Source organism: Nonomuraea sp. NPDC048881 (assembly GCF_040649795.1).
Lineage (GTDB): Bacteria > Actinomycetota > Actinomycetes > Streptosporangiales > Streptosporangiaceae > Nonomuraea.
Window position 1 is genome coordinate 440,634 of sequence record NZ_JBEZGC010000002.1, and the last position, 24,580, is coordinate 465,213.

14 protein-coding genes are annotated in these 24,580 nt (G+C 72.8%); 9 read left to right on the forward strand and 5 right to left on the reverse strand.

Going from position 1 to position 24,580, the window contains the following annotated elements; translation table 11 throughout:
* Positions 1-29 precede the first annotated feature (29 nt).
* Positions 30-1,028: a hypothetical protein gene (locus AB0C33_RS07620; RefSeq protein WP_358284657.1), complete on the reverse strand. Its 999-nt coding sequence runs from the start codon at positions 1,026-1,028 to the stop codon at positions 30-32.
* Positions 1,029-1,147: 119 nt separating this feature from the next.
* Here AB0C33_RS07620 and AB0C33_RS07625 point away from each other — a divergent pair, with 119 nt between their 5' ends.
* From AB0C33_RS07625 to AB0C33_RS07660, 8 genes are all read left to right on the forward strand, one after another.
* On the forward strand, positions 1,148-2,062 hold the full coding sequence (locus tag AB0C33_RS07625; RefSeq protein WP_358284659.1) for an LLM class F420-dependent oxidoreductase: 915 nt from the start codon (positions 1,148-1,150) through the stop codon (positions 2,060-2,062).
* Positions 2,063-2,104: 42 nt separating this feature from the next.
* Complete coding sequence (locus AB0C33_RS07630; protein WP_358284662.1) at positions 2,105-3,625, forward strand: 3' terminal RNA ribose 2'-O-methyltransferase Hen1; 1,521 nt, start codon at positions 2,105-2,107, stop codon at positions 3,623-3,625.
* A complete protein-coding gene (locus AB0C33_RS07635; RefSeq protein WP_358284664.1) occupies positions 3,609-6,068 on the forward strand; it encodes a polynucleotide kinase-phosphatase in 2,460 nt (819 codons plus the stop codon). Before AB0C33_RS07630 ends, AB0C33_RS07635 begins: the two co-directional genes overlap by 17 nt.
* 25 nt (positions 6,069-6,093) lie before the next feature.
* Entirely contained in the window at positions 6,094-6,219 is a 126-nt protein-coding gene (locus AB0C33_RS07640; RefSeq protein WP_358284666.1) for a hypothetical protein, read from the forward strand.
* An 85-nt stretch (positions 6,220-6,304) separates the two neighbouring features.
* Positions 6,305-7,705: a sugar porter family MFS transporter gene (locus AB0C33_RS07645; protein ID WP_358284668.1), complete on the forward strand. Its 1,401-nt coding sequence runs from the start codon at positions 6,305-6,307 to the stop codon at positions 7,703-7,705.
* A 31-nt stretch (positions 7,706-7,736) separates the two neighbouring features.
* Positions 7,737-8,270 (forward strand): G/U mismatch-specific DNA glycosylase, encoded by a 534-nt coding sequence (gene mug / locus AB0C33_RS07650; protein WP_358284670.1) that lies wholly within the window; start codon positions 7,737-7,739, stop codon positions 8,268-8,270.
* A gap of 124 nt (positions 8,271-8,394) precedes the next feature.
* Positions 8,395-18,018 (forward strand): hypothetical protein, encoded by a 9,624-nt coding sequence (locus AB0C33_RS07655; protein WP_358284673.1) that lies wholly within the window; start codon positions 8,395-8,397, stop codon positions 18,016-18,018.
* 15 nt (positions 18,019-18,033) lie between these two features.
* Positions 18,034-20,268, forward strand: a complete 2,235-nt coding sequence (locus AB0C33_RS07660) for a hypothetical protein (RefSeq protein ID WP_358284675.1) — start codon at positions 18,034-18,036, stop codon at positions 20,266-20,268.
* A 42-nt stretch (positions 20,269-20,310) separates the two neighbouring features.
* Here AB0C33_RS07660 and AB0C33_RS07665 read toward each other — a convergent pair whose 3' ends face one another.
* The 4 genes from AB0C33_RS07665 to AB0C33_RS07680 form a co-directional block, all read right to left on the reverse strand.
* Entirely contained in the window at positions 20,311-21,192 is an 882-nt protein-coding gene (locus AB0C33_RS07665; RefSeq protein ID WP_358284677.1) for a CAP domain-containing protein, read from the reverse strand.
* 165 nt (positions 21,193-21,357) lie between these two features.
* Positions 21,358-22,038: a DUF6879 family protein gene (locus AB0C33_RS07670; RefSeq protein ID WP_358284680.1), complete on the reverse strand. Its 681-nt coding sequence runs from the start codon at positions 22,036-22,038 to the stop codon at positions 21,358-21,360.
* A 93-nt stretch (positions 22,039-22,131) separates the two neighbouring features.
* Positions 22,132-22,614: a DUF1707 domain-containing protein gene (locus AB0C33_RS07675; protein ID WP_358284683.1), complete on the reverse strand. Its 483-nt coding sequence runs from the start codon at positions 22,612-22,614 to the stop codon at positions 22,132-22,134.
* Between the two features lie 55 nt (positions 22,615-22,669).
* The gene (locus AB0C33_RS07680; protein ID WP_358284686.1) at positions 22,670-23,404 is read right to left on the reverse strand and encodes a PadR family transcriptional regulator; all 735 of its coding nucleotides are present in this window, start codon (positions 23,402-23,404) and stop codon (positions 22,670-22,672) included.
* 311 nt (positions 23,405-23,715) lie between these two features.
* On the opposite strand from AB0C33_RS07680, the gene AB0C33_RS07685 reads away from it, so the two are divergent.
* Positions 23,716-24,444, forward strand: a complete 729-nt coding sequence (locus AB0C33_RS07685; RefSeq protein ID WP_358284688.1) for a metal-dependent hydrolase — start codon at positions 23,716-23,718, stop codon at positions 24,442-24,444.
* Positions 24,445-24,580 lie beyond the last annotated feature (136 nt).

The window sequence follows — 24,580 nt, forward strand, 5'->3', positions numbered from 1 at the left end:
CACCCCCTGGATTCGGGGAAAATCCTATGTCAGGAGTGGGTCCTCCAGAGAATGCGGGATATTTCCGGTTTGGGGGGTGCGCCGCGCAGCGACAACCAGGCCAGCCCGTGCCGGACGGCGTACTCCGACAACTTGCGGGCCTCCGGCTCGTCCAGATCGCCGGGCCTGGCGAGCACCGGGGTCAGGGCGAGCCGCTCCCACGCCTGCTCCTCGCCGGGCAGGCCGTAGGCCCGCGCGAGCTGCCCGGCCGCCGCCCGCACGGCCGATCCCAGTCTGCGCAGCCGCCCCTGCGGCCCGGTGCGCGGCTCCATCTCGGCCAGCAGCTCGACGGCGTCCACCCGGACGCCCTCCCGCCGGGTCGCGCGCAGCGCCGCCAGGTCGGCCGCGTCCAGGCCGTCCGGTGCCAGGCGCAGGGTGAAGAAGACCCGCAGCGGCCGTTCCCCCTGGAGGGCGTGCAGCGCCCGCGCCCTGCGCAGCGCGGCGGCCGGGTCGGCGTCGCGGATCTCGAACCCCGCCGCGGCGGCCCCGAACGCGCCGACCGCCCTGCGGTAGGCGGTGGCCAGGCCGCCCGGCCTGGTGCACGTGACGGCCGGGTCGTCCCCGCCGGGCCCGCCGAACACCGGGAAGGCGTCGCCGCCCGCCGCCCTCAGCCGCCCGAGCCCGGCGGCCACCGGGTCGCCCGCCGGCCGCGGCGGCCCGGCCCACCGGACGAGGCAGCCGTTGTCGCCGGCGACGAGATGGCCGAGCGCGTACCGGGCGACGCCGGTGGCGCGCGACTCGGCCGCCAGGTCGAAGCCCGGGTCGCGGGCTGTGTCGACGAACCCCACGAACGAACGCGGCGGCTGCCGGACCGCCGCCGGCCGCTCCGGCGGCGCGAAGCGGACGGGAGCGGCGCCGGACGGCGGCGCGGGCTCGGCGCCCGCGGGCAACATCCGGATCGCCAGGGCCGTGGCTCCGGCGAGCGCGAGCGCGGCCAGCACCGCCAGCGGGCGGGGGAGCGTGCCGGACTCTCTTGCTTTCCGCGACATATGCCACCCATCGTGATCGATCGGCTACTTTCAGCGGTTGCTGGTGAAGGTAGCAAGCGTTCGCCGGACGGCGCGGGGCTTTTCCGGTCGCCGTCCGATGTGGGCGGATAATGAGGCTCATGAAGCTGCGGATCTTCACCGAGCCCCAGCAGGGCGCCACCTATGACGACCTGCTCGCCGTCGCCCAGGCCGCGGAACGCCTGGGGTTCGACGCCTTCTTCCGGTCCGACCACTACCAGCGCATCGGCCCCGGCGACCCCGGCGCCGGCTCCACCGACGCCTGGGTGACGCTCGGCGCCCTGGCCAGGGAGACCTCCACGATCAGGCTCGGCACGCTGGTGACGCCGGCCACGTTCCGGCTGCCCGGCCCGCTGGCGATCAGCGTGGCCCAGGTCGACCAGATGAGCGGCGGCCGGGTCGAGCTGGGCTTCGGCACCGGCTGGTTCGACGGGGAGCACTCCGCGTACGGCATCCCGTTCCCGCCGCTCGGCGAGCGGTTCGGCCGGTTCGAGGAGCAGCTGGAGATCGTCACCGGTCTGTGGACGGCGAAGGACTCCTACTCCTTCGAGGGCCGCTACTACCGGCTGGTCGACTCGCCGGCGCTGCCCAAGCCGGTCCAGCGGCCCCGCCCGCCGGTGATCATCGGCGGCTTCGGCGCCAAGCGCACGCCCCGGCTGGCGGCCACGTACGCCGACGAGTACAACGTGCCGTTCCGCACCCTGGCCGACACCGGGCAGGCGTTCACGCGGGTCCGGGAGGCGGCCGACGAGGCGGGCCGCGGCCTGATCCTGTCGGCGGCGCAGACCGTCGTCGTGGGCGCCGACCAGGCCGAGATCGAGCGGCGCGCCGCCGCCATCGGCCAGGACCCCGGCGCGCTGAGCGAGGGCGGCCTGTGCGGCACCCCCGACGAGGTGCTGGCCAAGCTGGGCGCCTTCGCCAAGCTCGGGGCCGAGCGCGTCTACCTCCAGGTCCTCGACCTGGCCGACCTGGAGCACCTGGAGCTCATCGCCGCCGAGGTCCTGCCGCACGTGTAATTCCGTTGGCGGTGCTTCGTCCGGCTACGGCACACTTGGCACGTGCTGCTGACGATCACGACCACCGCCACGCCGGCCACCGACCTGGGCTTTCTCCTGCACAAGCATCCTGAGCGCGTGCAGGAGTTCGGCCAATCGTTCGGCACGGCCACGGTGTTCTATCCGGAGGCGGGCGAGGAGCGCTGCACGGCGGCCCTCCTGCTGGAGGTCGACCCGATCGCGCTGGTCCGCTCGCGCGGCCGGAACTCGCCCGACTTCAGCCTGTCGCAGTACGTCAACGACCGCCCGTACGCGGCCTCCTCGCTGCTGGCCGTCGCGCTCGCCGACGTCTTCCGCACCGCGCGGGCGGGCCGCTGCAAGGCCCGTCCCGAACTGCCGGGCACCCCGCTGCCGCTGGAGATCCAGGTGCCCGCGCTGCCCTGCCGGGGCGGCCCGGAGCTGGCCCGGCGGCTGTTCGAGCCGCTGGGGTGGGCGGTGGAGGCGCAGACGCTGCCGCTCGACGAGGGTTTCCCCGAGTGGGGCGAGTCCCGGTACGTGCGGCTGACCCTGCGCGGCACCGTCCTGCTGGCCGACGCGCTCAACCACCTCTACGTGCTGCTCCCCGTGCTCGACGACGGCAAGCACTACTGGATGGCCTCCGACGAGATCGACAAGCTGGTCAGGGCGGGGGCGGGCTGGCTCGGCGGTCATCCGGAGCGCGGCCTGATCGCCCGGCGCTACTTCGGGCGGCGCTGGGCGCTGGCCCGCACCGCGCTGACCAGGCTGGCCGAGCTGGGCGACGAGACCGAGGAGCAGCTGGAGCCGGCGCTCGCCGAGGAGGCCCCCGCCGGGGAGACCGCGGGCGACGAGGCCGCCGTCGCGGAGGCCGCCGTCGCGGAGGCCGCCGTCGCGGAGGCCGAGGCGGTCGAAGGCGCTGCGGAAGGCGGGGGTGAGGAGGCGGGCGCGGCGCGGAAGGCGCGGCCGCTCAACACGCTGCGGCGCGAGGCCGTGCTGCGCAGGCTCGAAGAGCTCGGCGCGGTCAGCGTGATCGACCTGGGCTGCGGGCAGGGCGAGCTGGTCGCCGCGCTGCTGGCCAGGCCCAGGTTCGCGCGCGTCGCCGGCATGGACGTCTCCTCCCTGGCGCTCACCGTCGCCGCCCGCAAGCTGCGCCTGGACCGCATGCCCGACAGCAAGCGGGCCCGGCTCACCCTGTTCCAGGGCGCGCTCACCTACACCGACAAGCGCCTGGCGGGCTACGACGCCGCCGTGCTCATGGAGGTCGTCGAGCACGTCGACCCGCCGCGCCTGGCCGCGCTCGAACGCGTCGTCTTCGGCCGCGCCCGGCCACGCCACGTGCTCGTCACCACCCCCAACATCGAGCACAACGTGCGCTACGAGTTCCTGACCGGCCTGCGCCACCCCGACCACCGCTTCGAGTGGACGCGGGCCGAGTTCGCCGCCTGGGCCGCCCGGGTGGCCGCCCAGTACGGCTACCACGTCGCCGTCGAACCCGTCGGCGAGGACGATCCCGAGGTCGGCCCGCCCACCCAGATGGGAGTCTTCACCCGTGATCAGCGTTCCTGAGCTGTCCCTCGTGGTGCTCGTCGGCGTCTCCGGCAGCGGCAAGTCCACCTTCGCGCGCCGGCACTTCAAGCCCACGCAGGTCATCTCCTCCGACTTCTGCCGCGGCCTGGTGTCCGACGACGAGAACGACCAGGCCGCCACGCCGGCGGCGTTCGACCTGCTGCACCACATCGTCGGCGTGCGCTTGGCCAGGGGGCTGTTCACTGTCGTGGACGCCACCAACGTCCAGTACCCCGCCCGCAAGAGCCTCATCGAGCTGGCCAGGAAGCACGACGTGCTGGCCGACGCCATCGTGCTGGACACGCCCGAGGAGGTGGCCATCGAGCGCAACGCCGCGCGTCCGGACCGCGACTTCGGCCCCGGCGTGGTGATCCGCCAGCGCAAGGAGCTGCGCCGCTCGCTGTCCAAGATCTCCGCCGACGGCTTCCGGCGGGTGCACGTGCTGCGCGGCCTGGAGGAGATCGACAACGCCGAGATCACCTACGAGAAGGCGTGGTCGGACCGGACCGAGCTGACCGGCCCGTTCGACATCATCGGCGACGTGCACGGCTGCCGCTCGGAGCTGGAGACGCTGCTGGCCAAGCTCGGCTGGCAGGGCCTGACCCACCCCGAGGGCCGCACCGCCGTGTTCGTCGGCGACCTGGTCGACCGCGGGCCCGACACGCCGGGCGTGCTGCGCCTGGTCATGGACATGGTCGAGGCGGGCACCGCGATCTGCGTGGCCGGCAACCACGAGCAGAAGCTCGTGCGGGCGATGAACGGCCGCAAGGTCACCGTCGCCCACGGCCTGCGCGAGTCGCTGGACCAGCTCGCCGCCGGGCCGCCCGAGTTCGCCGAGCGGGCTCGCACGTTCATGGACGGCCTGCTCAGCCACTACCGCCTGGACGGCGGCCGGCTCGTCGTCGCGCACGCCGGGCTGAAGGAGTCCTACCACGGCCGCGCCTCCAAGCGCGTGCGCGCCTTCGCCCTGTACGGCGACACCACCGGCGAGACCGACGAGTACGGCCTGCCGGTCCGCTACCCGTGGGCCGACGAGTACCGCGGCCGGGCCATGGTCGTCTACGGCCACACGCCCACGGTCACCCCCGAGTGGATCAACAACACGATCTGCCTGGACACCGGCTGCGTCTTCGGCGGCCACCTGACCGCGCTGCGCTACCCCGAGCGCGAGATCGTCCAGGTGCCGGCCGAGCAGGTCTGGTACGAGCCGGCCAAGCCGCTCGGCGACCCCGCCCGCGAGCCGGGCATGCTCGACGTCGGCGACGTGATCGGCACCCGGCACGTCGAGACCCGCTTCGGCGGCCGGGTCAAGGTGCTGGAGCAGAACGCGGCCGCCGCGCTGGAGGTCATGAGCCGGTTCGCGGTCGACCCGAGCTGGCTGGTCTACCTGCCGCCGACGATGGCGCCGCCGGAGACGTCCAGGCTCGACGGCTACCTGGAGCACCCGCACGAGGCGTTCGAGGAGTTCGCCGCGGCGGGGGTGACCGAGGTCGTGTGCGAGGAGAAGCACATGGGCTCGCGGGCCGTCGCCGTGCTGGCCAGGACGCCCGAGGTCGCCGCGGCCCGGTTCGGCGTGGCCGACGGTAGCGCCGGGGCGGTCTACACGCGTACCGGGCGGCCGTTCTTCCGGGACATGACGCCGCTGGTCGAGGCGGTGCGCGCGGCCTGCGAGCCGCTGTGGGAGGAGCTGGGCTCCGACTGGGTCGTGCTCGACTGCGAGCTGCTGCCCTGGTCGGCCAAGGCGGGCGAGCTGATCAGGTCGCAGTACGCCTCCGTCGGCGCCGCCGCGCGGGCCGCGCTGCCGGAGGCCGTCACGGCTCTGGAAGCGGCGGCCGGACGCGGGCTGGATGTGGGTGGGTTGTTGACCCGCACCCGACGCCGCTTCGACAACGCTGCCCTGTTCCGCGACGCCTATGCGCGCTACTGCTGGCCGGTGGACGGTCTCGACGGGATCAGGCTGGCGCCGTTCCAGATCCTGGCCTGCGAGGGACGGGCCACCGCGCTGGAGCCGCACGCCTGGCACCTGTCCACGCTGGCGCTGCTCGACTCGCCGCTGATCGCGCCGACCAGGAACGTGACGGTCACCCTCGGCTCGCCGGAGTCCAGGGCCGCGGCCACCGCGTGGTGGGAGGCGCTGACCGCCGCCGGGGGAGAGGGCATGGTGGTCAAGCCGGCCACGTACGTGCCCGGCCGGGTGCAGCCCGGCGTGAAGGTGCGCGGCCGGGAGTACCTGCGGATCATCTACGGGCCCGACTACACCGAGTCCCTCGACGTGCTGCGCCGCCGTTTCCTCGGCAAGAAGCGCTCGCTCGCGCTGCGCGAGTACGCCCTCGGCCTGGAGGCGCTGTCGCGCCTGGCGGACGGCGAGGCGGGCTGGCGGGTGCACGAGCCGGTCTTCGCGGTGCTCGCCCTGGAGTCCGAGCCGGTGGACCCGCGCCTGTGACCCCGTCCCTCCGAAGGAGCCCGTGATGACCGCCGACCGTCACCGTCCCGGCCACGTCCGGCGCGCTCTCGGGCGCGCGCTGCTGCGGTACGCCGTGGCGGTGGCGGTGGCGGTCGTGGTGATCGCGGTCTTCTGGCTGACCCGGGCCTGACGTCCGGTTTGTGGCAAGGTTGGGTAAGCGCCGCGCTACACAGGTGATCTCCGGGTAGGTCCCCGATCACGGGGAAGGGACCTGTATGGCAACTCGGCACACCCATCAGGAGCATCTGGGCCACGTCGTCTTCATCACCGCGGCGGCGGCCATCGGCGGGTTCCTGTTCGGATACGACAGCTCGGTCATCAACGGCGCGGTCACCGGCATCCAGCGGCACTTCGACGTGGGAGCGGTCCAGATCGGCTTCGTCGTGGCCATCGCGCTGCTCGGGTCCGCGCTCGGGGCCTGGATCGGCGGCGGGCTGGCCGACCGGTGGGGGCGTACCCGGTCGATGCAGGTGGCCGCCGGTCTGTTCACCGTCAGCTCGATCGGGCAGATGTTGCCGTTCGCCATCTGGGACCTGGGGTTGTGGCGGGTCATCGCGGGCTTCGCGATCGGCATGGCCTCGGTGCTCGGGCCGGCCTACATCGCCGAGGTGGCGCCGCCCGCGTACCGGGGGCGGCTGGGCTCGTTCCAGCAGCTCGCCATCGTGCTCGGCATCGCGGTCTCGCAGCTCGTCAACTACCTGATCGCCGAGCTGGCCGGCGGCGACGTCAACAACCACCTGTGGGGGTTGCAGGCGTGGCAGTGGATGCTGGGGGCCTGCGCCGTCCCGGCCCTGCTCTACCTGCTGTTCGCCTCCACCATCCCCGAGTCGCCGCGCTACCTGATCATGTCGGGACGGTCGCGGAAGGCCCGCGAGGTGCTGGCCGAGGTCGAGGGCGAGGACGTGGACCTAGACGCCCGGATCGCCGAGATCCAGCACGTGCTGCGGACCGAACGCGTGCCGGGGCTGAAGGACCTGCGCGGCAGCGCGCTCGGCCTGCTGCCGATCGTCTGGGTCGGCGTCGTCCTGTCGGCGTTCCAGCAGCTCGTCGGTATCAACGTGATCTTCTACTACTCGTCGGTGTTGTGGCAGTCGGTGGGCATCAACCAGAGCAACTCGCTGCTGATCAGCTTCTCCAGCTCGATCATCAACATCATCGGCACGTTCATCGCGATCGCGCTGGTCGACCGGATCGGGCGCAAGCCGCTGCTGCTCGTCGGCTCGGCCGGCATGGCGATCGCGCTGGGCACCGCGGCCTGGGCGTTCAGCGCGTCGCGGGAGGTCGGCGGCGTGGTCTCGCTGCCCAGCCCGCAGGGGCCGATCGCGCTCGTCGCGGCCAACGTGTTCGTGCTGTTCTTCGCCCTGTCGTGGGGCGTGGTGGTCTGGGTGCTGCTCGGCGAGATGTTCCCCAACCGCATCCGCGCCGCCGCGCTCGGCGTCGCCGCCGCCGCGCAGTGGATCGCCAACTGGCTGATCACGGTCTCGTTCCCGGCGCTGTCGGAGTGGAACCTGCCGCTCACCTACGCCATGTACGCCCTGTTCGCCGCGCTGTCCTTCTTCTTCGTCAGCAAATGGGTCAAGGAGACCAAGGGCCGCAAGCTGGAAGACATGGGCTGACCACGCCGCGGAGTGGGCTAACCTCCGGCACGTGCTTGTCGACGTGCTCGGTCCCGGCCTGAACGTGCTCTTCTGCGGCATCAACCCCGGCCTGATGTCGGAGGCCACCGGCCACCACTTCGCCCGGCCGGGCAACAGGTTCTGGCCCGCGCTGCACCTGTCCGGCTTCACGCCGCGCCTGCTGGCCCCGGCCGAGCAGCACCTGCTCCCCTCGTACGGGCTGGGCATCACGAACATCGTCCCCCGGGCCAGCGCCAAGGCGGCGGAGCTGACCAGGGACGAGCTGGTGGCGGGCGGCCGGCAGCTGGCGGAGAAGGTGGCCGGGCTGGGGCCGCAGGTGCTGGCCGTGCTCGGCATCTCGGCGTACCGGACGGCCTTCGCGCGGCACAAGGCGGTCATCGGCCCCCAGCCCGAGCAGGTCGGCGGCGCCCGCGTGTGGGTGCTGCCGAACCCGAGCGGGCTCAACGCCCACTGGACCGTCGCCACGATCGCCGGGGAGATGGCCCGCCTGCGCGCCACGCTGCGCCCGGGCCCGGAACCGGCGGTCTCTGACCTGCGCTTGTAGCCGGATCCAAGTCACGCACAAGCCTTGATCGCTAGATACGTACCCGGTTCGTTGTGTCTTCGCACTGGGGGGTCTGGTGGCAAGCCGGCGATTGTCGCGCGTGGTCTGCGCATTGGCGTTATCAGTGGGTCTGGTCGCGGCCGTGCCGCCACCGGCCGTCGCGTCCGCGGCACCGGACGCCGAGACCGCGGCGCTGCTGTCCGCGGTGGAACGGTTCACGGCCGCCGGCGGCGGCCTGGCCACGCTCGGCCCGATGGGCGAGCAGCTGCCGTTCGTCGGCCTGGTGCCCGGCGGCGAGGACGCCCTGGGCCTGGCCGACCTGTTCCAGGTGGCCGTCCACGACAAGCTCAAGGGCCTCACCACCCTGGACGACCTCCAGGACGAGTACGAGCTGTCCGGCCCCCGCGCAGGAAAGCTCCTGGCCAAGGCGAGCACGCAGAACGGGATCAGGCGGCTCGACCTGACCCTGGAGGTCTCCAGGACGGCGGCCGGCCGCCCGATCTCCGTCAGCAGCGCCCAGCCCAAGGTCTCGCTGACCACCTCGGGCGGCGTGGACGTCACGCTGAAGCTCACCGCGAAGCTGCCCTTCGCCTACGACCCGGCCACCAAGTCCGCCTGGCTGGCCAAGGACGCCGGCCTGACCGTGCGGGCCGAAGGCAGGCTCGCCGCCGGGGCCAGGCCCACCGCCGCCTTCGGCATCCTCGGCGTCGACCTCTCGGCGGCCTCGACGCTCTCCGTCGACGCCGAGTTCGCCGCCACCGCCGCAGACCCGGACGGCAACGGCAGGCTGGACACCTCGGAACTGGGCTCGGAGAGCCTGTTCAGCTTCGCCCGCAAGGGCTCGGCCGCCGCCAGGCTGCAGGTCACCGCGCAGCCGTTCGCCGGCGCCCAGGTCGAGGGGGCCGCCGCGACCATCGACGCGAGCTGGCCCGACCTCGCCACCGGCGGGCCCGCCGTCAGCGTGACCCAGGCCGACCTGGACCGGCTCGGCCGCTTCCAGACGCTCACGCCCAAGGACCTGCTCGACGGCCTGACCCACCTGGCCAACGCCGTCACCGCCGCCCAGCGTGCCCGCTGGGACGGGCAGGGCGACCTCGACCTGCCGTTCATGCGCGGCTCGCTGGCCGATGCCGTGCAGGTGTCGGAGGCGATCCACGCCTTCGCCGCCGCCAGCGTGGACCGCAACACCGGCCGGCCCACCTTCACCTCGATCCAGGACCTGTTCGCCGCGCTGGGCAAGGCCCGCGGCCTGCCCGGAGGCGCGATCATCAAGGTCGCCGACGCCGGTTACGACGACGCCGCCAAGAAGATCGCCTTCACCCTCGTCGTGGACCGGACCGTCAACCCGGCCCCCGAGCCGCTCAACCCCGCCGGCCAGACCGTCAGCGGGACGGGCGCGGGCGTCACGTACGCGGCCAAGGCGCTGCGGCACGCCGGGCAGAAGTGGACGCCGGGGCAGTTCGCCGGGCGCACGGTCACCGCCGGAGCGTCGAGCGGCATCGTGGCCGACAACACCGCCGACACCGTCACCCTCGCCGAGGAGGGATGGCGCGGGGGCGTGCCCGCCGCGGGCGCGCCGTACCGGATCTCCGCGAACGACCCCATGATCGGGCAGATCGCCTTCGGCGACACGTTCAAGGCCGCCGCCGGGCTCGACCGCGCCAACGCGACCGCCGCGGTGGCGGGCGTCATGCGCGGCTACCACGCCTCGGCCACGGTCGTGCTCGACCTGAGCGACCCGGTGACGGGCCAGGGATGCGCGCAGCGGCCGGACGGGCAGCAGAAGGCGTGTCCGTACCAGCACGTCAACGGCGACGGCAGCGCCACCGTGGTGAACGAGCTGCCCAGGGCCGCGGACCGGATCATGTTGCGGACCGGCCGCGACCTGTTCGGCGCCCGCGTGTCGGTGCTCTCCTCGGTCAACGTCAACGCCGTCGCGGGCTACCTGGGCGTCCAGCTCACCGGCGACCTGACCATGGGCAGCAGGAACGGCGGCGACCTGGTCAAGGTCGGCCTCAAGGACCTCGGCGACGTGCCGCTGACCAGGCTGTTCGAGCGGCTGGCGAGCAAGCCGGGCGACGTCCTGACCTCCCAGGTGGACGCGGTGGCCAAGGCGCGGCTCACACTGGGCGTGCCGGGCCTGGCCGACTTCTTCGGCGGCAGGGTCTCCGGCGAGGTGGAGATGCCGGACCTCGGCAAGCCCGCCACCGTCAGCTTCCGCGGCTTCGACCAGATCGGCCGGGTCAAGGACTTCGCCTTCGACCCCGACAATCCGCAGGCGCTGTTCGGCGCGCTGATCAAGTCCCTGGGCGCGGTGGCCGCCTACCTCGACGGCGTCAAGGGCACCGGGCCGGTCAACGAGGCGATGACGGCGAAGCTGCCGCTGCTCGGCCGCTCGCTGTCCGACCTGGTGGCCGCGGAGGAGATGGGCTCGGGCCCCGGCGTCGTCTACGGCGACGGCGCCTGCGGCAACGAGAACGCCTACGTCACCGACCCTTCGCGCACGTTCACCCAGGCGCACGTCGGCCGCCGCGTCGCCGTCGGCACCCGGGTGCTGACCGTCGCGACGGCGTGCGGCGAGCACACGTTGTCCTTCGCCGAGAAGTTCGGCCAGGCCGTGCCCGAGGCGGGCGCCGCCTACGCGCTGCGCTCGCCGCTGCGGGACGCGATCGACCGCCTGACCGCCGCGCCGCCGGACACCGTCCAGGCGCTGGTGGCCGAGCTGAACAAGGCGCTGGGCGGCCAGGTGCGCATCGGCTACGAGGACGGCGCCCTGCGGCTGTCACTGGCCTACGACAAGAAAGCGGCCGTGCAGGAGCCGCTGCGCTTCGCCTTCGGCGACAGCAGCCTGGTCGCCGCCAAGGGCTCGGCCACGCTGGACGCCGCCGTCGAGGGCGAGGTGCGCCTCGGCCTGCGCGTGGCGCTCAAGCGCGGCTTCGACCCGGCCCGCGACCTGCTCATCGAGACCGACTCCGGCCTCGACCTCCAGGCGAAGGCGCAGCTCGACGGCACGGTCCAGGCCGACGTCGGCCCGCTGCCGCTGGCGATCGGCAAGGAGGGCGACGACCCGCTGCAGGCCAGACTAGGTTACGGCGTGAGCCTGCGCTACGGCGGCGAGTCCCAGGACGCGGTGACCCCTGCCGCGTTCTTCTCCGGGCTCGACCTGGCGCTGAACGAGACGAGCGAGCCGGTCGCCTGCGACCGCGACCCGCACCGCGACGACACCGACCTGGCGCTGTGCGCCGTCCTGCCCGCCTACCTCAACGGCGCGCCGCTCACCGCGGACGGCAAGCACGCGCTCGTGCTGCGGTTGCCCAGGGCCGCCCCGCTGGCCGAGATGTTCGACCTGTCCAAGAAGCTGCCCGGCGACGTGAACCGGCTGGAGCTGCCCTCCTTCGACTTCTCCACCCTGCCTCCGGGCCTGGAGCTGGACTGGACCAACCTGGGCGACGGCATCGACCGGTACCTCACCGCCCTGGAGACCGGCATGCGCATGGCCTCCGGGAAGGGCAGGTTGCCCATGGTCGGCGCCGACCTCCAGCAGGGGGCCGACTTCGTCGGCGCCAAGCGTCAGGAGATCAAGGCCGCACTCGCCAAGCTGCCGAACGGCGGCAAGGTGCCCACCGGTGGCGACCTGCGCAAGTGGTACAACGATGAGCTCGCGCCCAAGGTCGGGCCGGGCGTGCAGCCGGTGATCACCTGCGTGCAGGCGCCCGTCCCCGACCCCGCCGAGCCCGAGGCCTGCGACGCGGCCAAGGGCACCGAGCTGACCGGCATCGCGTTCAAGGTCAGCGTCGGCAAGGGCGACGTCGATCCCGAACAGGGCTGCGTCAAGGACTGCCTGGGCGTGGAGCGGCCGCTCGACGTCGGCGTCCCCGGCCTCGCGCTGAAGCAGGGCAAGGGCAAGGGCGTACGGGCCGAGCTCGGCTGGCACGCCGAGGTCATGGTGGGCCTGGACCGGACCAGCGGCTTCTACGTCGACGCCGGCGAGGCCAACCGGCCGCGGGCGACCGTCGGCGTGAACGTCTCGCTGCCCGAGGAGATCAACGCCCGGCTGGCGATCCTCGACGTCACGCTCAAGAACCGCGAGCAGAACGCCCCCGACCTGTTCGCGGGCGCCTTCACCATCGGCTTCAAGCCGGTCGGCCGGATCGGCCTGGACCAGCTCGCCGACGCCGGCGGCCTGGTGGAGACGTCACTGAACGCCAAGGTCGCGGTGGACTGGCGCTTCAAGGTGACGGCCGGCTCGGCCATGTTCCCCGGCCTGTACGGCGACTTCGACCTGGACTGGGACCTCACCAAGGGCGGCTCGCCGGACCCGGCGAACCTGAACATCGCCTTCAACAACGTGAACCTGGAGGCCGGCGACTTCTTCCGGAGCGTCCTCGGGCCGGTGGTGACCCAGGTCAAGAAGGTCACAGACCCGGTCAAACCGGTGATCGACCAGCTCTACGCGCCCATCCCCGTGCTGTCGGACCTGAGCAAGGCCGCGGGCGGCGGCGAGGTGAACCTGATGACGATCGCCAAGAAGTACAACACGGTCGCCGGCGGCGGCACGACGAAGTTCATCGAGCGGATGATCGAGGTCGGCAGACTGGTCACGTCGCTGCCCGACTGCCAGGGAGAGCTGTACATCCCGATCGGCAGCTTCACCGTGGCCGGTGACCGCGCGCTGGACACCGAGAACTCGCCCGACGTCGCCGACTCGCTGATCAAGGACGTGGCGCCCGCCACGGACGACCTGTTCGCCGCGCTCGACCAGGGCGCCAGGTCGTGCGGGAAGGCCAAGGCCGCCGCCGCCGACGCGCAGGGGCCGATGGAGCACTCCGCGAAGGCGGGCTTCAGCTTCCCCGTGCTGCAGAACGCCGGGCGGTCGATCTTCAGCCTGCTGATGGGCAAGGACGTGGAGCTGGTCGCGTTCGACTCCGGGCCGCTGCGCCTCGGCTTCTCCTACAGCCAGTCCTTCGGCCCGGTCTGGTCGCCGCCGCCGATCATGGTGGTCATCTCCGGCACCGCCGGGGTCGAGGCCCAGATCAGGGCGGGCTTCGACACGTACGGCATCCGCAAGGCGATCGAGCAGGGCAAGGTCGACCTCCAGGTCCTCGACAGCCTCTACCTGAAGACCACCGACGACCAGGGCCGACCGCTGCCGGCGATCTCCCTGACCGGGCGGCTGGAGGCGGGCGCGGCGGTCGACGTGGTGCTGGTCAAGGCGGGCGTGAGCGGCGGCATCTTCCTCACCGTCGCCATGAACTGGCTCGATCCCACCAACGACGGCAAGTTCCGGTTCTTCGAGTTCGCCGACGTCCTGCTGCGCAACCCGCTGTGCCTGTTCTCGCTGGACGGCGAGCTGAAGGTCTACCTGAAGGCATGGGTCGAGGTGGGCATCTCGATCTTCAAGAAGCGGTTCGACTGGACCATCGTCGAGGCCAAACTGCTCGACTTCTCCATCCGGCCCAAGTGCGACGAGGACCCGCCGAAGCTCGCGACCGAGGCGGGCGACGCCCTGGTGCTGCACGTCGGCGGGATGCGCAAGGCCAGAGGCGGCAGCACCGCCAAGCCGGGCGACGACGCCGAGCAGTGGACCGTCAGCCAGCTCCCCGGCGACGAGGGCTTCGTGGTCAGCGCGCTGGGCGTGCGCGAGGAGCACCGCGCGTCCGGACTGACGCGGGTGCTGGCCGACGGCCGGGGCGCGAAGGGCGCGCTGCGGCTGGTCTTCCAGGGGTACGGCGACGACACCGCCGGAGCTCACCCGTTCGACCGGACGGTGGTGGCGTTCGGCGGCGACGGCGACGACCTGATCCTGGCCGGCGCCGGCCGCAACGTGATCGACGGCGGCAAGGGCGACGACCAGATCACCAGCGGCGACCAGTACGACGGGCCCGCCGCGATCGTGGCCGGCGGCCCCGGCGACGACTACGTCACCATGGGCGGCGCGGGCGGCTGGGTGGCCGGTGACGGCCGCCTGACCCCCGCCACCCGCAAGGTCGGCGACGTCGACGTGGCCGACTGGACCGGCGACGACCTGCCCGGCGCGCCGGACGACGGCCCGGCCGACGGCGGCGACCGCATCGCGGCCGGTCTCGGCGAGAACCGGCTGTACGGCAACGGCGGGAACGACACCATCGCCGTCGCCTCCGACAGCCCGCTGGCCGCCACCGACCCCTCGCCGCGGTTCCGCGCGCAGCCGAGCCTGCTGGTCGGCGGCCCCGGCGCCGACACCCTGACCGGCGGCTCGGCGGCCGACGAGATCTACACCGGGCCGCGCGCGGAGATCGGCCGCGACGAGGCGGGACCCGCCGACTCCGGGCCGAACTACGTCGACACCGGCGCGGGCGCCGACAAGGTGTACGGCGGTCAGGCCGTCGACCTGGTCGCCGGCCACTCGGCCCCCGGCGAGGCCGTGCAGATCATCGGCGGTGGCGGGGACGACGTCCTCGCGGGCGGCCACGGCAAGGACGACATCTCCGGCGGCCCCGGCGACGACTGGGTGATCGCCGAGCCGTCCGACGTCGGCGAGGCCCAGGGGCGCGACGACTTCGGCCCGGCCCGGCTGGTGCGTCACCTGCCGCTGCCGGCGGGCGTCCAGCCCTCGGCCAAGGAGCTGTCCGGCGGCGACGGGAACGACCACGTCATCGGCGGCGACGGAGGAGCGACCGTCTTCGGCGACCGCCGGCGGGACGAGCCGTGCGAGGAGCACGACGGCGACGCCGACGGCCGGGACCTGATCATCGGCGGCGCGGGCAAGGAGACCGTGTCGGCCGGCGGCGGCGCCGACCGGGTCGAGGCCGGCGGCGGCCAGGACGTGGTCTGCGGCGAACGCGGCGACGACCGCCTGGCCGGCGGCTCGGGCGACGACCGGGTCTCGGGCGGCTCCGGTGACGACACGGCGCTCGGCGACGACGGCGCCGACGAGGTGACCGGCGGCTCCGGCGACGACACCCTGTACGGCGGCGCGCACGCCGACACCGTCGTGGGCGAGTCCGGGCAGGACCGCGCGTTCGGCGGCGACGGTGACGACCTGGTCATCGGCGGCGCCCGCACGGCGGGCAAGGACGACAAGGGCGACTTCCTGTACGGCGACGCCGGGGCGGACCGGCTGATCGGCGACAACGGCGACGCCGGTGGCCCGTTCGACCTCGACGGCACCCCGCAGGAGGCCGGCGGCCCGGACGTGATCCACGGCGGCGACGGCGCCGACCGGGCTCACGGCGGGATCGGCGCCGACGAGGTGCACGGCGACGCGGGCGACGACCACCTGGAGGGCGGCGTCGGCGGCGACGAGGTGTACGGCGAGGCGGGGGAGGACGAGCTGGTGGGCGGCGCTTCTGGCGCGTACCCGGACGGTGGTGACACGCTGCTGGGCGGCGACGGCCCGGACATGATCGCCGCCGACAACGCCACCCTGACCACCACCGCCACCCCGTCGGCCACCCCGTCGGCCACCCCGTCGGCCACCCCGTCGGCCACCCCGTCGGCCACGCCGTCGGGCAGTCCGTCGGCCACGCCGTCGGAGAGCTCGTCGCCCACGGGAGGCCCGTCACCGACCGGAGGCCCGTCTGCGACTGCTAGCCCGTCTGCGGCGGGGAGCCCTTCGGGGACGCCGTCCGTCGCGGCGACGCCGTCCGGTGAGCCGGTGTCCGGTGCGGAGGCGGCCGACCCGGCGAGCTCGGTCGCCGTGCGGCCGGGCCAGGCGGCCGTGCACCAGGTGAAGCTGCTCGCGGGCGGCTTCGGCCCGGACGTGGCCGACGGCGGCGCGGGCAACGACGCGATCTTCGGCCAGGGCGGCCCCGACCGGCTGCGCGGCCAGGAGGGCGACGACTACGCCGAGGGCGGCGCGGGCGTGGACTGGGTCGAGGGCGACCAGGGCGACGACGACCTGGTCGGCGGCACCCACACCGCGGCCGACGACGCCGCCGACGCGCTCTACGGCGGCCCCGGCGACGACGTCGTGGCCGGCGACAACGCCGTGGTGACGCTGACGGGCACCCCGGCCAGGGCCGCCGTCCGCATCGGCTCGGCGGGCGCCCCGATGACCCCACGCGCGGTCACCCTCCTGGCCGACGGCCCAGGCGAAGGCTCACGCAAGAGTTCGAGCGAGGGCTCAGGCGGCGGGGCCGGGGCGGATCGGGTGTCCGGTGGGGGTGGCGTGGACGTCCTGTGGGGGCAGGGCGGCGACGACCAGATGTCCGGCGGCGGCCAGGGCGACCACGCCGAGGGCGGCGACGGCGCGGACCAGATCCGCGGCGACCTGCCGCTGACGGCCGAGTCCACCCGCACCACCACGCGACCGCTGACCGACCCCGGCTGGAGAGGCGACGCCAGTGGCCAGGCCGACCTGGAGGGCGACGACACCCCCGGTCAGGACGACCTGATCGGCGGCTCGGCCAAGCAGGCCGCCGCCGACAAGGCCGACGCGATCGAGGGCAACGGCGGCGCCGACGTCCTGCTCGGTGACAACGGCTCGCTCGTCCGAACCGTGACGGGCAACGCCGAGAAGGTCTACACCGAGCGCTACCCGGCGGGCCAGGCGCCCGCGGACGCCACCCGCGTACGCAGCCACGACCCGGCCCTGCCGGGCGACTCGACCAGGTTCTGCACCCAGGCCCAGGCCACCTGCGAGCCGGCCGGCTCCTACGGCGCCGACCACCTGTACGGCGACGACGGCGACGACGCGCTGTGGGGCCAGGACGGCGACGACGAACTGCACGGCGGCCAGGGCGACGACGACCTGTTCGGCGAGCTGGGCGACGACGACCTGTCCGGCGGCGCGGGCGAGGACGCCATGCTCGGCGACCGCGGCGGCGTGCTGAACGAGCGCATCGACGCCTCCGACGCCCAGCGGCTCGGCTTCACCGTCAGCCTCAACGCCCCGCCGAAGGAGACCTACAAGGGCTTCCAGCCCGGCACCTACGACCGCCGCACCGACCTGCTGCACGACACCGACGGCGACACCTGGACGGCCGCCGCCATGCCGCACGACGGTTTCGCCAAGGGCGGCGCGGACCGCATGCGCGGCGGCCCCGGACGCGACAGCATGCACGGCGGCGCCGGCGACGACCTGGTCAACGGCGACAGCGGCGGCGACGAGGTGTTCGGCGGCGACGGCGACGACCTGCTGTGGGGCGGAAAGGGCTGCGACCCGGCCCTGGACGCGGCCACCGCCGACTGCCTGTCCGGCGGCGTGTTCGACCCGGCCGCCCGCGGCACCGGCGACCGCTTCGTCGACCACGTCTTCGGCGGGGCCGGCGCCGACCTGCTCGACTACAACCCGCGCGGCTCCTACCCCGGCTCGTGCGCCCCCGGCAAGACGCCCGAAGGCGAGCTGACCACGGTGGTGGACCCGTGCGCGTGGTTCCGCATGACCGACAAGGACAACGCCGCCACCACCGACGACCAGCACCACCAGGGCGTGGACTGGCAGTACGGCGGCGCGGACCGCGACGTCATGCAGGGCGACCGCACGGCCAACGGGCCCAACCCCGGCGACAAGATGATCGACTGGAACGGCGGCTTCAACCTCTACACCCACTGCGGCCCGGCCAACGGCGGGCACAACATCGTCCGCCAGCACTCCCCGGCGATGCTCGACTTCCTGGCCAAGGTGGCCTGGGGCGCGGGCGCGGGCCGCAGCGCGGGCGACCCGTCGGGTTCGCGGGAGGTGGCCGTCCCGGTCTCGGGCGACAGCGGTTCGCCCTATCCCACCTCACCTGGCCACTTCGACTCGCCCGTGGCCTGCGCGGGCTGATCAGGAGACATGCCGATGTCACGCCGACTGATGGCGACCACTCTGGCGGGGGTGCTGGCGGCCGTGGGACTCACCACGGCCCCGGCCCACGCCGCCGCCCCGGGACAGCCGTCCTGCGTCCCGGGGGACTGTTTCACCGTGAATGTCTCGCTCGATCGCGCCCCCGCCGTGGGGCAGAGCGCGAGGCTCACGGTCGAGGTGACCCCGAAACAGGACTTGCCCGACGCCACCACGATCATCGAGCTGCCGGACACCCTGAAGTGGGCGACCCCGCCCGCCGGGCTCGACCGCGCCGCCGCGACGATCGGCCGCAGCCCGGTGGACCGGGCCACCCGGACCTGGCGGGCCCGTGCGGGCCGGACGGTCCGGTACGAGGGCGTCGTCACGGCGGTCGGGCCCGGCCCCGCCTCCATCCGCGTCCAGGCTCGCGACGGGCGTCCGGGGCCCTCTTCCGGCGGGCTCGCCTACGTCACCGTGGGCGCGCAGTCGTCGGTGTTCGGCATGCCGCGCGAGGGCCGCGGGCGCCGTACGGGGAGGACCGCGAGGGCGGCGGCGGCCGGCGACACGTGCGTGCAGGGGCGCGTCACCTACTTCAAGGCGGACGGAACCGTCGGCGGCGTGCCCATGGCCGAGGTGGACGCGTTCGACACCGACACGAACGGCCGGCTCAATCTCGGCTGGGCCGAGACGGACGCGTCCGGCGCCTACAAGCTGTGCTTCCCCGGCACCGAGGAGGACGGCACGGGCCAGGACGTCAACATCGAGGTCAGCCCGGTCAGCAATTACTGGTCCGTGGGCATGTCGGAGAAGGCCGGCGACATCTACACCGACGCCGGCCCCACCACGCCGGACGTTCCCCCCGGCACGTCGGCCACCGTCATCGACTACCGCAGCGCGGCCGGCGACCCGATGGAGGGGGCGTTCCGCCTGCACTCGGCCGCCTACGACACGTGGAAGGCCTACACCGGCTGGCTGAACGACCCGGCCGACGACTGCTGGAAGCCGGGCGAGGCGAACTGCCAGTCCGTGACGCTGATCTGGCGGCCGGACAAGGTGCTGCCCACGTCTTACTACTGCCCGAGTGCCGGCCCCGACTGCCTGGGCCGCTTCCAGATCAACCTGGACGCCTCGATACCGCTGGAGAAGATGACGCTTCCCCACGAGCTTGGGCACTTCATCATGGACTACACCGGCGTGACGCCGTCGACGGGCCTCTGCGGACAGCACTACATGAAGGCGCCGATGATCAACCCGGCCTGCGCCTGGATCGAGGGGTGGGCCGACTGGGTCGCCGTCCAGACCTACGACGACACGCACTACCGGTGGTCGACCTCCGCGATCGACCTGGAAAGCCCGCGCTGGTTCAGCGACGGCTGGCCGAGCGGGGCGGACGCGGTCAGGACCGAGGGCCGCGTGGCCGGGGTGCTGCTCGACCTGGCCGACTCGGGCACGCGGGACGAGAAGTACTGGGACCTCGGCGGCGTCGGGCCCGAGACCGTCGTGGCCGCGTTCAGGAAGGCGGTCGCCCAGGACCTCGACCACTTCATGACCCTGCTCGACCCCCAGCACCACGACCTCGCGGAGGGGGCGCTGTTCCAGAACGCCGTCTCCACCCAGCACGTGGAGGACCTGGCCGACCGGCATCCGATCCGCCGGCCCGCCAACGTCCCGCTGCAGACGGCCTTCGTCACCACGCCCGGCAAATGGCACGTGGTGGCCGCCGTCACCGGACCGGACGGCGCGGACGTCGACCTGGCCACCACGCCCAACGCCGGCGGCGACGCCGTCAGGAGCGCCGACTGGACCGCCACCAGCGCGGACTTCGTCGCCGTGCAGCCCAGCTCCGCCACCCGCAACTGGTTCGTCAACTCGGTCAGCTCCGACGCCGACTACGAGGAGTACGCGATGGAGGTGACCGAGGCAGCCGCGGGCAACCTGGAGGCCGGGACGCCGCAGGAGTTCCCCATCGCCGCCGGCCGGCTGGCCGAGGTGCGGACGACGTGGATCGAGAAGGGCGTGCCCGCCACGCTCACGGTCGTGCCGCGCAACGGGCAGGACCTCGACCTCTTCGTGATGGCGCCCGACTCCGCCGCGTGGGGCCTGCCGCGTTCCGCCGCCCGCAAGTCCGCGAGCGGCGGCCCGAACAAGATGGAACGCCTGACCATCAGCGACCCGAAGGTGACCGGGCTGTACGCGGTCATCGTGGTCAGGAAGGCCGGCGACGGGAACGTCCTGCTGACCCGCGTCTGACCCTGGGGTGCCCCGCGACGCGCGCGGGGCGCCCGTCGAGGGCTACCTGGCCGCGAAGTCCTGCGTCCAGTGGACGGGGCCCTGGCCGTTCCTGGCCGCGCCCACGCCGATCACCGTGTACCGGCAGTTCATGATGTTGGCCCGGTGACCCGAGCTGTTCATCCAGGAGTTCATCACGGCGGCCGGGGTGGCCTGGCCCCTGGCGATGTTCTCGGCGAAGGCGGTCCCGCCGGTGAAGCCGGCCGCCCTGATGCGGTCCATGAAGCTGCGGCCGTCCTTCGAGGTGTGGTTGAAGTAGCCCTTGGCGGCCATGTCGGCGGAGTGGCCGTACGCCGCGGCGCGCAGCTGGGCGTCGTGCTTGAGCGGCTGGCAGCCGCCCTTGGCGCGCTCGGCGTTGACCAGGCGCAGGACCTCGTTCTCCTCGGCGGTGCCCACCGTGCCGGCGGGGCCGGTCGCGGTCGGCTGAGGGGCAGGGGTGGCGGTGGCCGTCGAGGTGGCCGTCGGGGTGGGCTTGGGGGACGCCGTGGGCGTCGAGGCCGGGGCGCAGGTCAGCCGGACCGCCCTGGACGTCGCGCCGCGGCCCCGGTGGTCGGTGGCGACCGCGTAGTAGACGCCGGGCGCGCAGGGGAAGGTGAGCGCGACGCTGCCGGACCGGGTGGAGCCGCTCTTGACGACGGGGTCCGTGCCCGGGACGGCGCGCTTGAGCCGGACACGCAGGAGCGCGTCCGTAAGGCAGCCCTGACGGGCGGCGGAGGAGACGATCTGAGCGGTGTCGTTGACGCGAGGCGTGGCCACGGTGACCCGGCAGCGGCCGGCGGCCTCGCTGCCGGCCGCGGCTGCCGTCGCGGCGTTCGCCGGGGTCGTCGGCGTACCGAGTGCAGCCAGGCTCACCAGGCCGGCGAGTACCCCTAGGGGTCTGCGCATGGGGGCTTCCTCCAGTTGCGATGGACGCTGGATCGCACCGCATTCTGGTAGGACCGCAACCCCCCTGTCACGAAATTTGCGAAATTTCCCTGATGTCCGGGTAAACCAAAGTGTCAGGAGATGCGTCGTGGCCCGTTCCAGCCGCGGGCCGGAACCCGGGCGCGCTCAGACCCGGAACTCCTCCGTCCGGTGGGCGTACGGGGGCACCGCGGCCCGCATCTCGTCGGTGACCGACGGCGGCGGCAGCGGCACGATCTCCCGCCGGTGGAAGTCGCGCACGTCCTCGCCCTCGGCGAACAGTTCCCGGACCGCCCGCAGGCAGGGGCCGATCACGCCGGGATCGGTGATGCGCCGGCCGCCCCGGCCGCCGCCGTACTCGTCGTAGAGGACCTCGTACATCAGGACGGGGGAGAAGATCACCAGCTCGGGCACCGGTTCGAGGGCGGCCACGCGCGCCGCGGGCACCACCCGGCAGGGCGAGCCCGCCCTGGCCCGCATGTCCAGCAGGTGCATCTCCCACTGCAGGTACGCGCTGACGGGGAACTCCACCACGCGCACCCGGCTCACCGGCATCCGGTGGCGGAAGTAACCGGCCACGAGCGGCGCCATCTGCTCGGCCAGGGAGAGGGAGCCGGCCCAGTCGCCGTCCATCATGGCCCGCCAGCTCGCCACGTCCGGCTCGTAGAAGCTCTGGGCGCGTTCCAGCTTCCACAGGGGGACGACGCAGTCCGCGTGGTCGCGCTCGAAGGCCGTGAGGTAGCCGGGCGCGTCCAGGACGAGCGCGTCGGCGCCGCCCACCGCGGCGAACGGATTCGTGAGGGCCGCCACTGAACCCGGCTCGGTCATGCGACGCCCCTTCGTTCGGTGAGATCCGCCCGCCAGATCATGAAATGTCAGTTGATTCTGGTCAAGGCCCAACGTCACGAAGGGACGCGAAGGTCACCCGCGGTAGTGAAAGCGGCGGTGCACCAGGTTGAACACGGTGGCCACCAGGAAGACCGCCAGCAGGATCTTGAAGAGGCCGAACCCGAAGACCAGCCCCAGCACCCCGAAGACGATCAGGAGGGGGAGGAGGCCGGGACCGCGGTGGCCGCGCCAGTGACGGCGGGAATGGTCGTGCCAGGGACGGCCGGCCTGCGCGTGGCGCATGGTCTGCATCTGGTGGCGGTGCGCCCTCATCGCCTGGCGCCAGGCGTCCCGGTCGAACTGGGGCATCTGCTGAGGGTGGGCGTAGGAGGGGGACGAGCCGGGCAGGTCGGCCGTCACCTGGGACAGGTCGCGGACCGTCTTGGAGGCCAGCGCCCGGTCGAGGCGTTCGTCGAGCTCTTCGTGGGTCAGGCGGCCCTGGGCGAAGTGCTCGCGCAGGGCCGCCATCGTCTGCTCGCGCTCGGCGTCGCCGATGCGGAGATCGTTGTGGTCCATGTCTGGTTCCTCGCTCTCCCCGAACCGGCCTGTCGCTGCGGAGCCGGTCACCTGGTTACTCCTCGCCCGGTTCGCCGTCGGCCAGGATCTGGTAGAGCTTGCGCCGGGTCTCAACCAGAGTCTTACGCGCTTCGCGGATTTGTGCGTCGTTTCCGGTCTGAAGAACCTGCATCATGGCGAATGCCGACTGTCGGGCGATGTGCCAGAGATCGGCGGTGTTGTCGTCGATGTCCGGACGCATCTCGTCCCAGGGGGCGCGGACCTCGTCGGTGTGCGCGTCGATGTAGGCGCGGCCCTCGTCGGTGAGGCGGAAGGTCTTGCGGCCCTCGTTCTCCTCGGCGATCACCAGGCCCTCGTCGGTGAGCTGCTGCAACGCCGGGTAGACGGCGCCGGGGCTGGGCTTCCAGCCGCCCTCGCTGCGCTCGGCGATCTCCTGGATGATCTGGTAGCCGTTGCGCGGCTCCTCGGCGAGCAGGGCCAGGATCGCGGCGCGGACGTCGCCCCGCTTGGCCTTACGGCCCCGGCCGCCGCCCCAGCCGTGGTGCCCGCCCCAGGGCCCGCCCGGGCCGAAGGGGCCGCCGCGGCCGAAGTCGAACGGGAACGGTCCGCCCGGCCCGCCGCGCCGGCCGCGTTGCCTGCGCTCGCCCGGCCCGCCGCCGCCCCGGTGATGGTGGTGATGGCCGCCCATCTGCTCGAAGGCGTCGGCGATGGCCCTCAGCTTCTCGCGGGCCGCGCGCAGGTTCTCCCGAGGGCCGAACCACTGGTCGCCCGCTGCGTGTGCGTAAGTCATGTTCTTTCTCCCTATATCGCGATCTGTTCTCGATGCGTCAACGATATATCGCTACTGTTTCGTTGGCAAGGCAGGGTGCAGAGTGAGCCAGATCACGAAAAAGTTGCGGAATTGGGGAACAGTCTTGGGATGTCCGCCGTTGAACAGAGCAGACGAGGTCGTTCCGCGTCGGCAGGGCTGGGGGGTGCTGTCGCCGCGGAGACGACCTCGTCTGCGTTTGCGGGTGTTTTCGGGCGGACCGTTCCAGCGTCAGCAGAACCTGGCGGCCGGGATCTCCGCGTAAAGCGGCTCTTTGCAATACAGTCCCGATCATGATGGGGCACACGCACGCGATGACCGGGGCGATCGCGTGGCTGGCGCTGGCGCCGCCGCTCGCCGCACTGCCGCTGCTGAACGAGAGCTCCCGGTTCATCGAGACCGGCATCATGGCCGGCGCGCTCGGCCCGGCCGAGCTGATCGCCGGCGCCCTGGTCTGCGCGGGGGCGGCCATGCTGCCCGACCTCGACCATCCCAGCGCGACCATCGCCCAGACCTTCGGCCCGGTCACCTGGCTGCTCAGCAAGTTCGTGTCCTGGATCAGCGGCGGCCACCGCGGCATGACGCACTCGCTGGCCTTCGCGGCGGCGCTCGGGTTCGGCGTCCACTGGCTGGTCAACTCCTATCCGATCGCCCGTGACATCACGGTCGTGCTGATGATCGGGCTGGCCCTGCGGGCGATCGGCATCGGCATCCCGGGCAACAAGGCCGGGTCCATCATGATCAACATCGGCATGACGGCCGGGCTCTACGCCGTGTTCCTCTCCCTGAACGTCGGCTACGCCTGGCTCGGGCTGGCCGTGGGGGTCGGCTGCCTGATCCACGTCGTCGGCGACTGCATGACGGAACGGGGCTGCCCGGTGCTGTGGCCGCTCGGCGCCAAGTTCGTGCTGCCGTGGAAGATCGGCATCAAGACCGGCAAGAAGTTCGAGCAGAAGATCCTCGCACCGATCCTCTCCGTCGCCATCATCGGCCTGCTCTTCTGGCGGCTCGCCCCGCTTTAACTTGATGTCGAGATACCGTAGTAATATCTTGACGTCGAGACATCCGCCGCGAGCCCCGCAAGTTAGGTTCACCTAACGTACGTGTCGTTCCGTGGGTGCGGCAGGATTTAACTGAGCAATTGTCTGATGGAGGAGG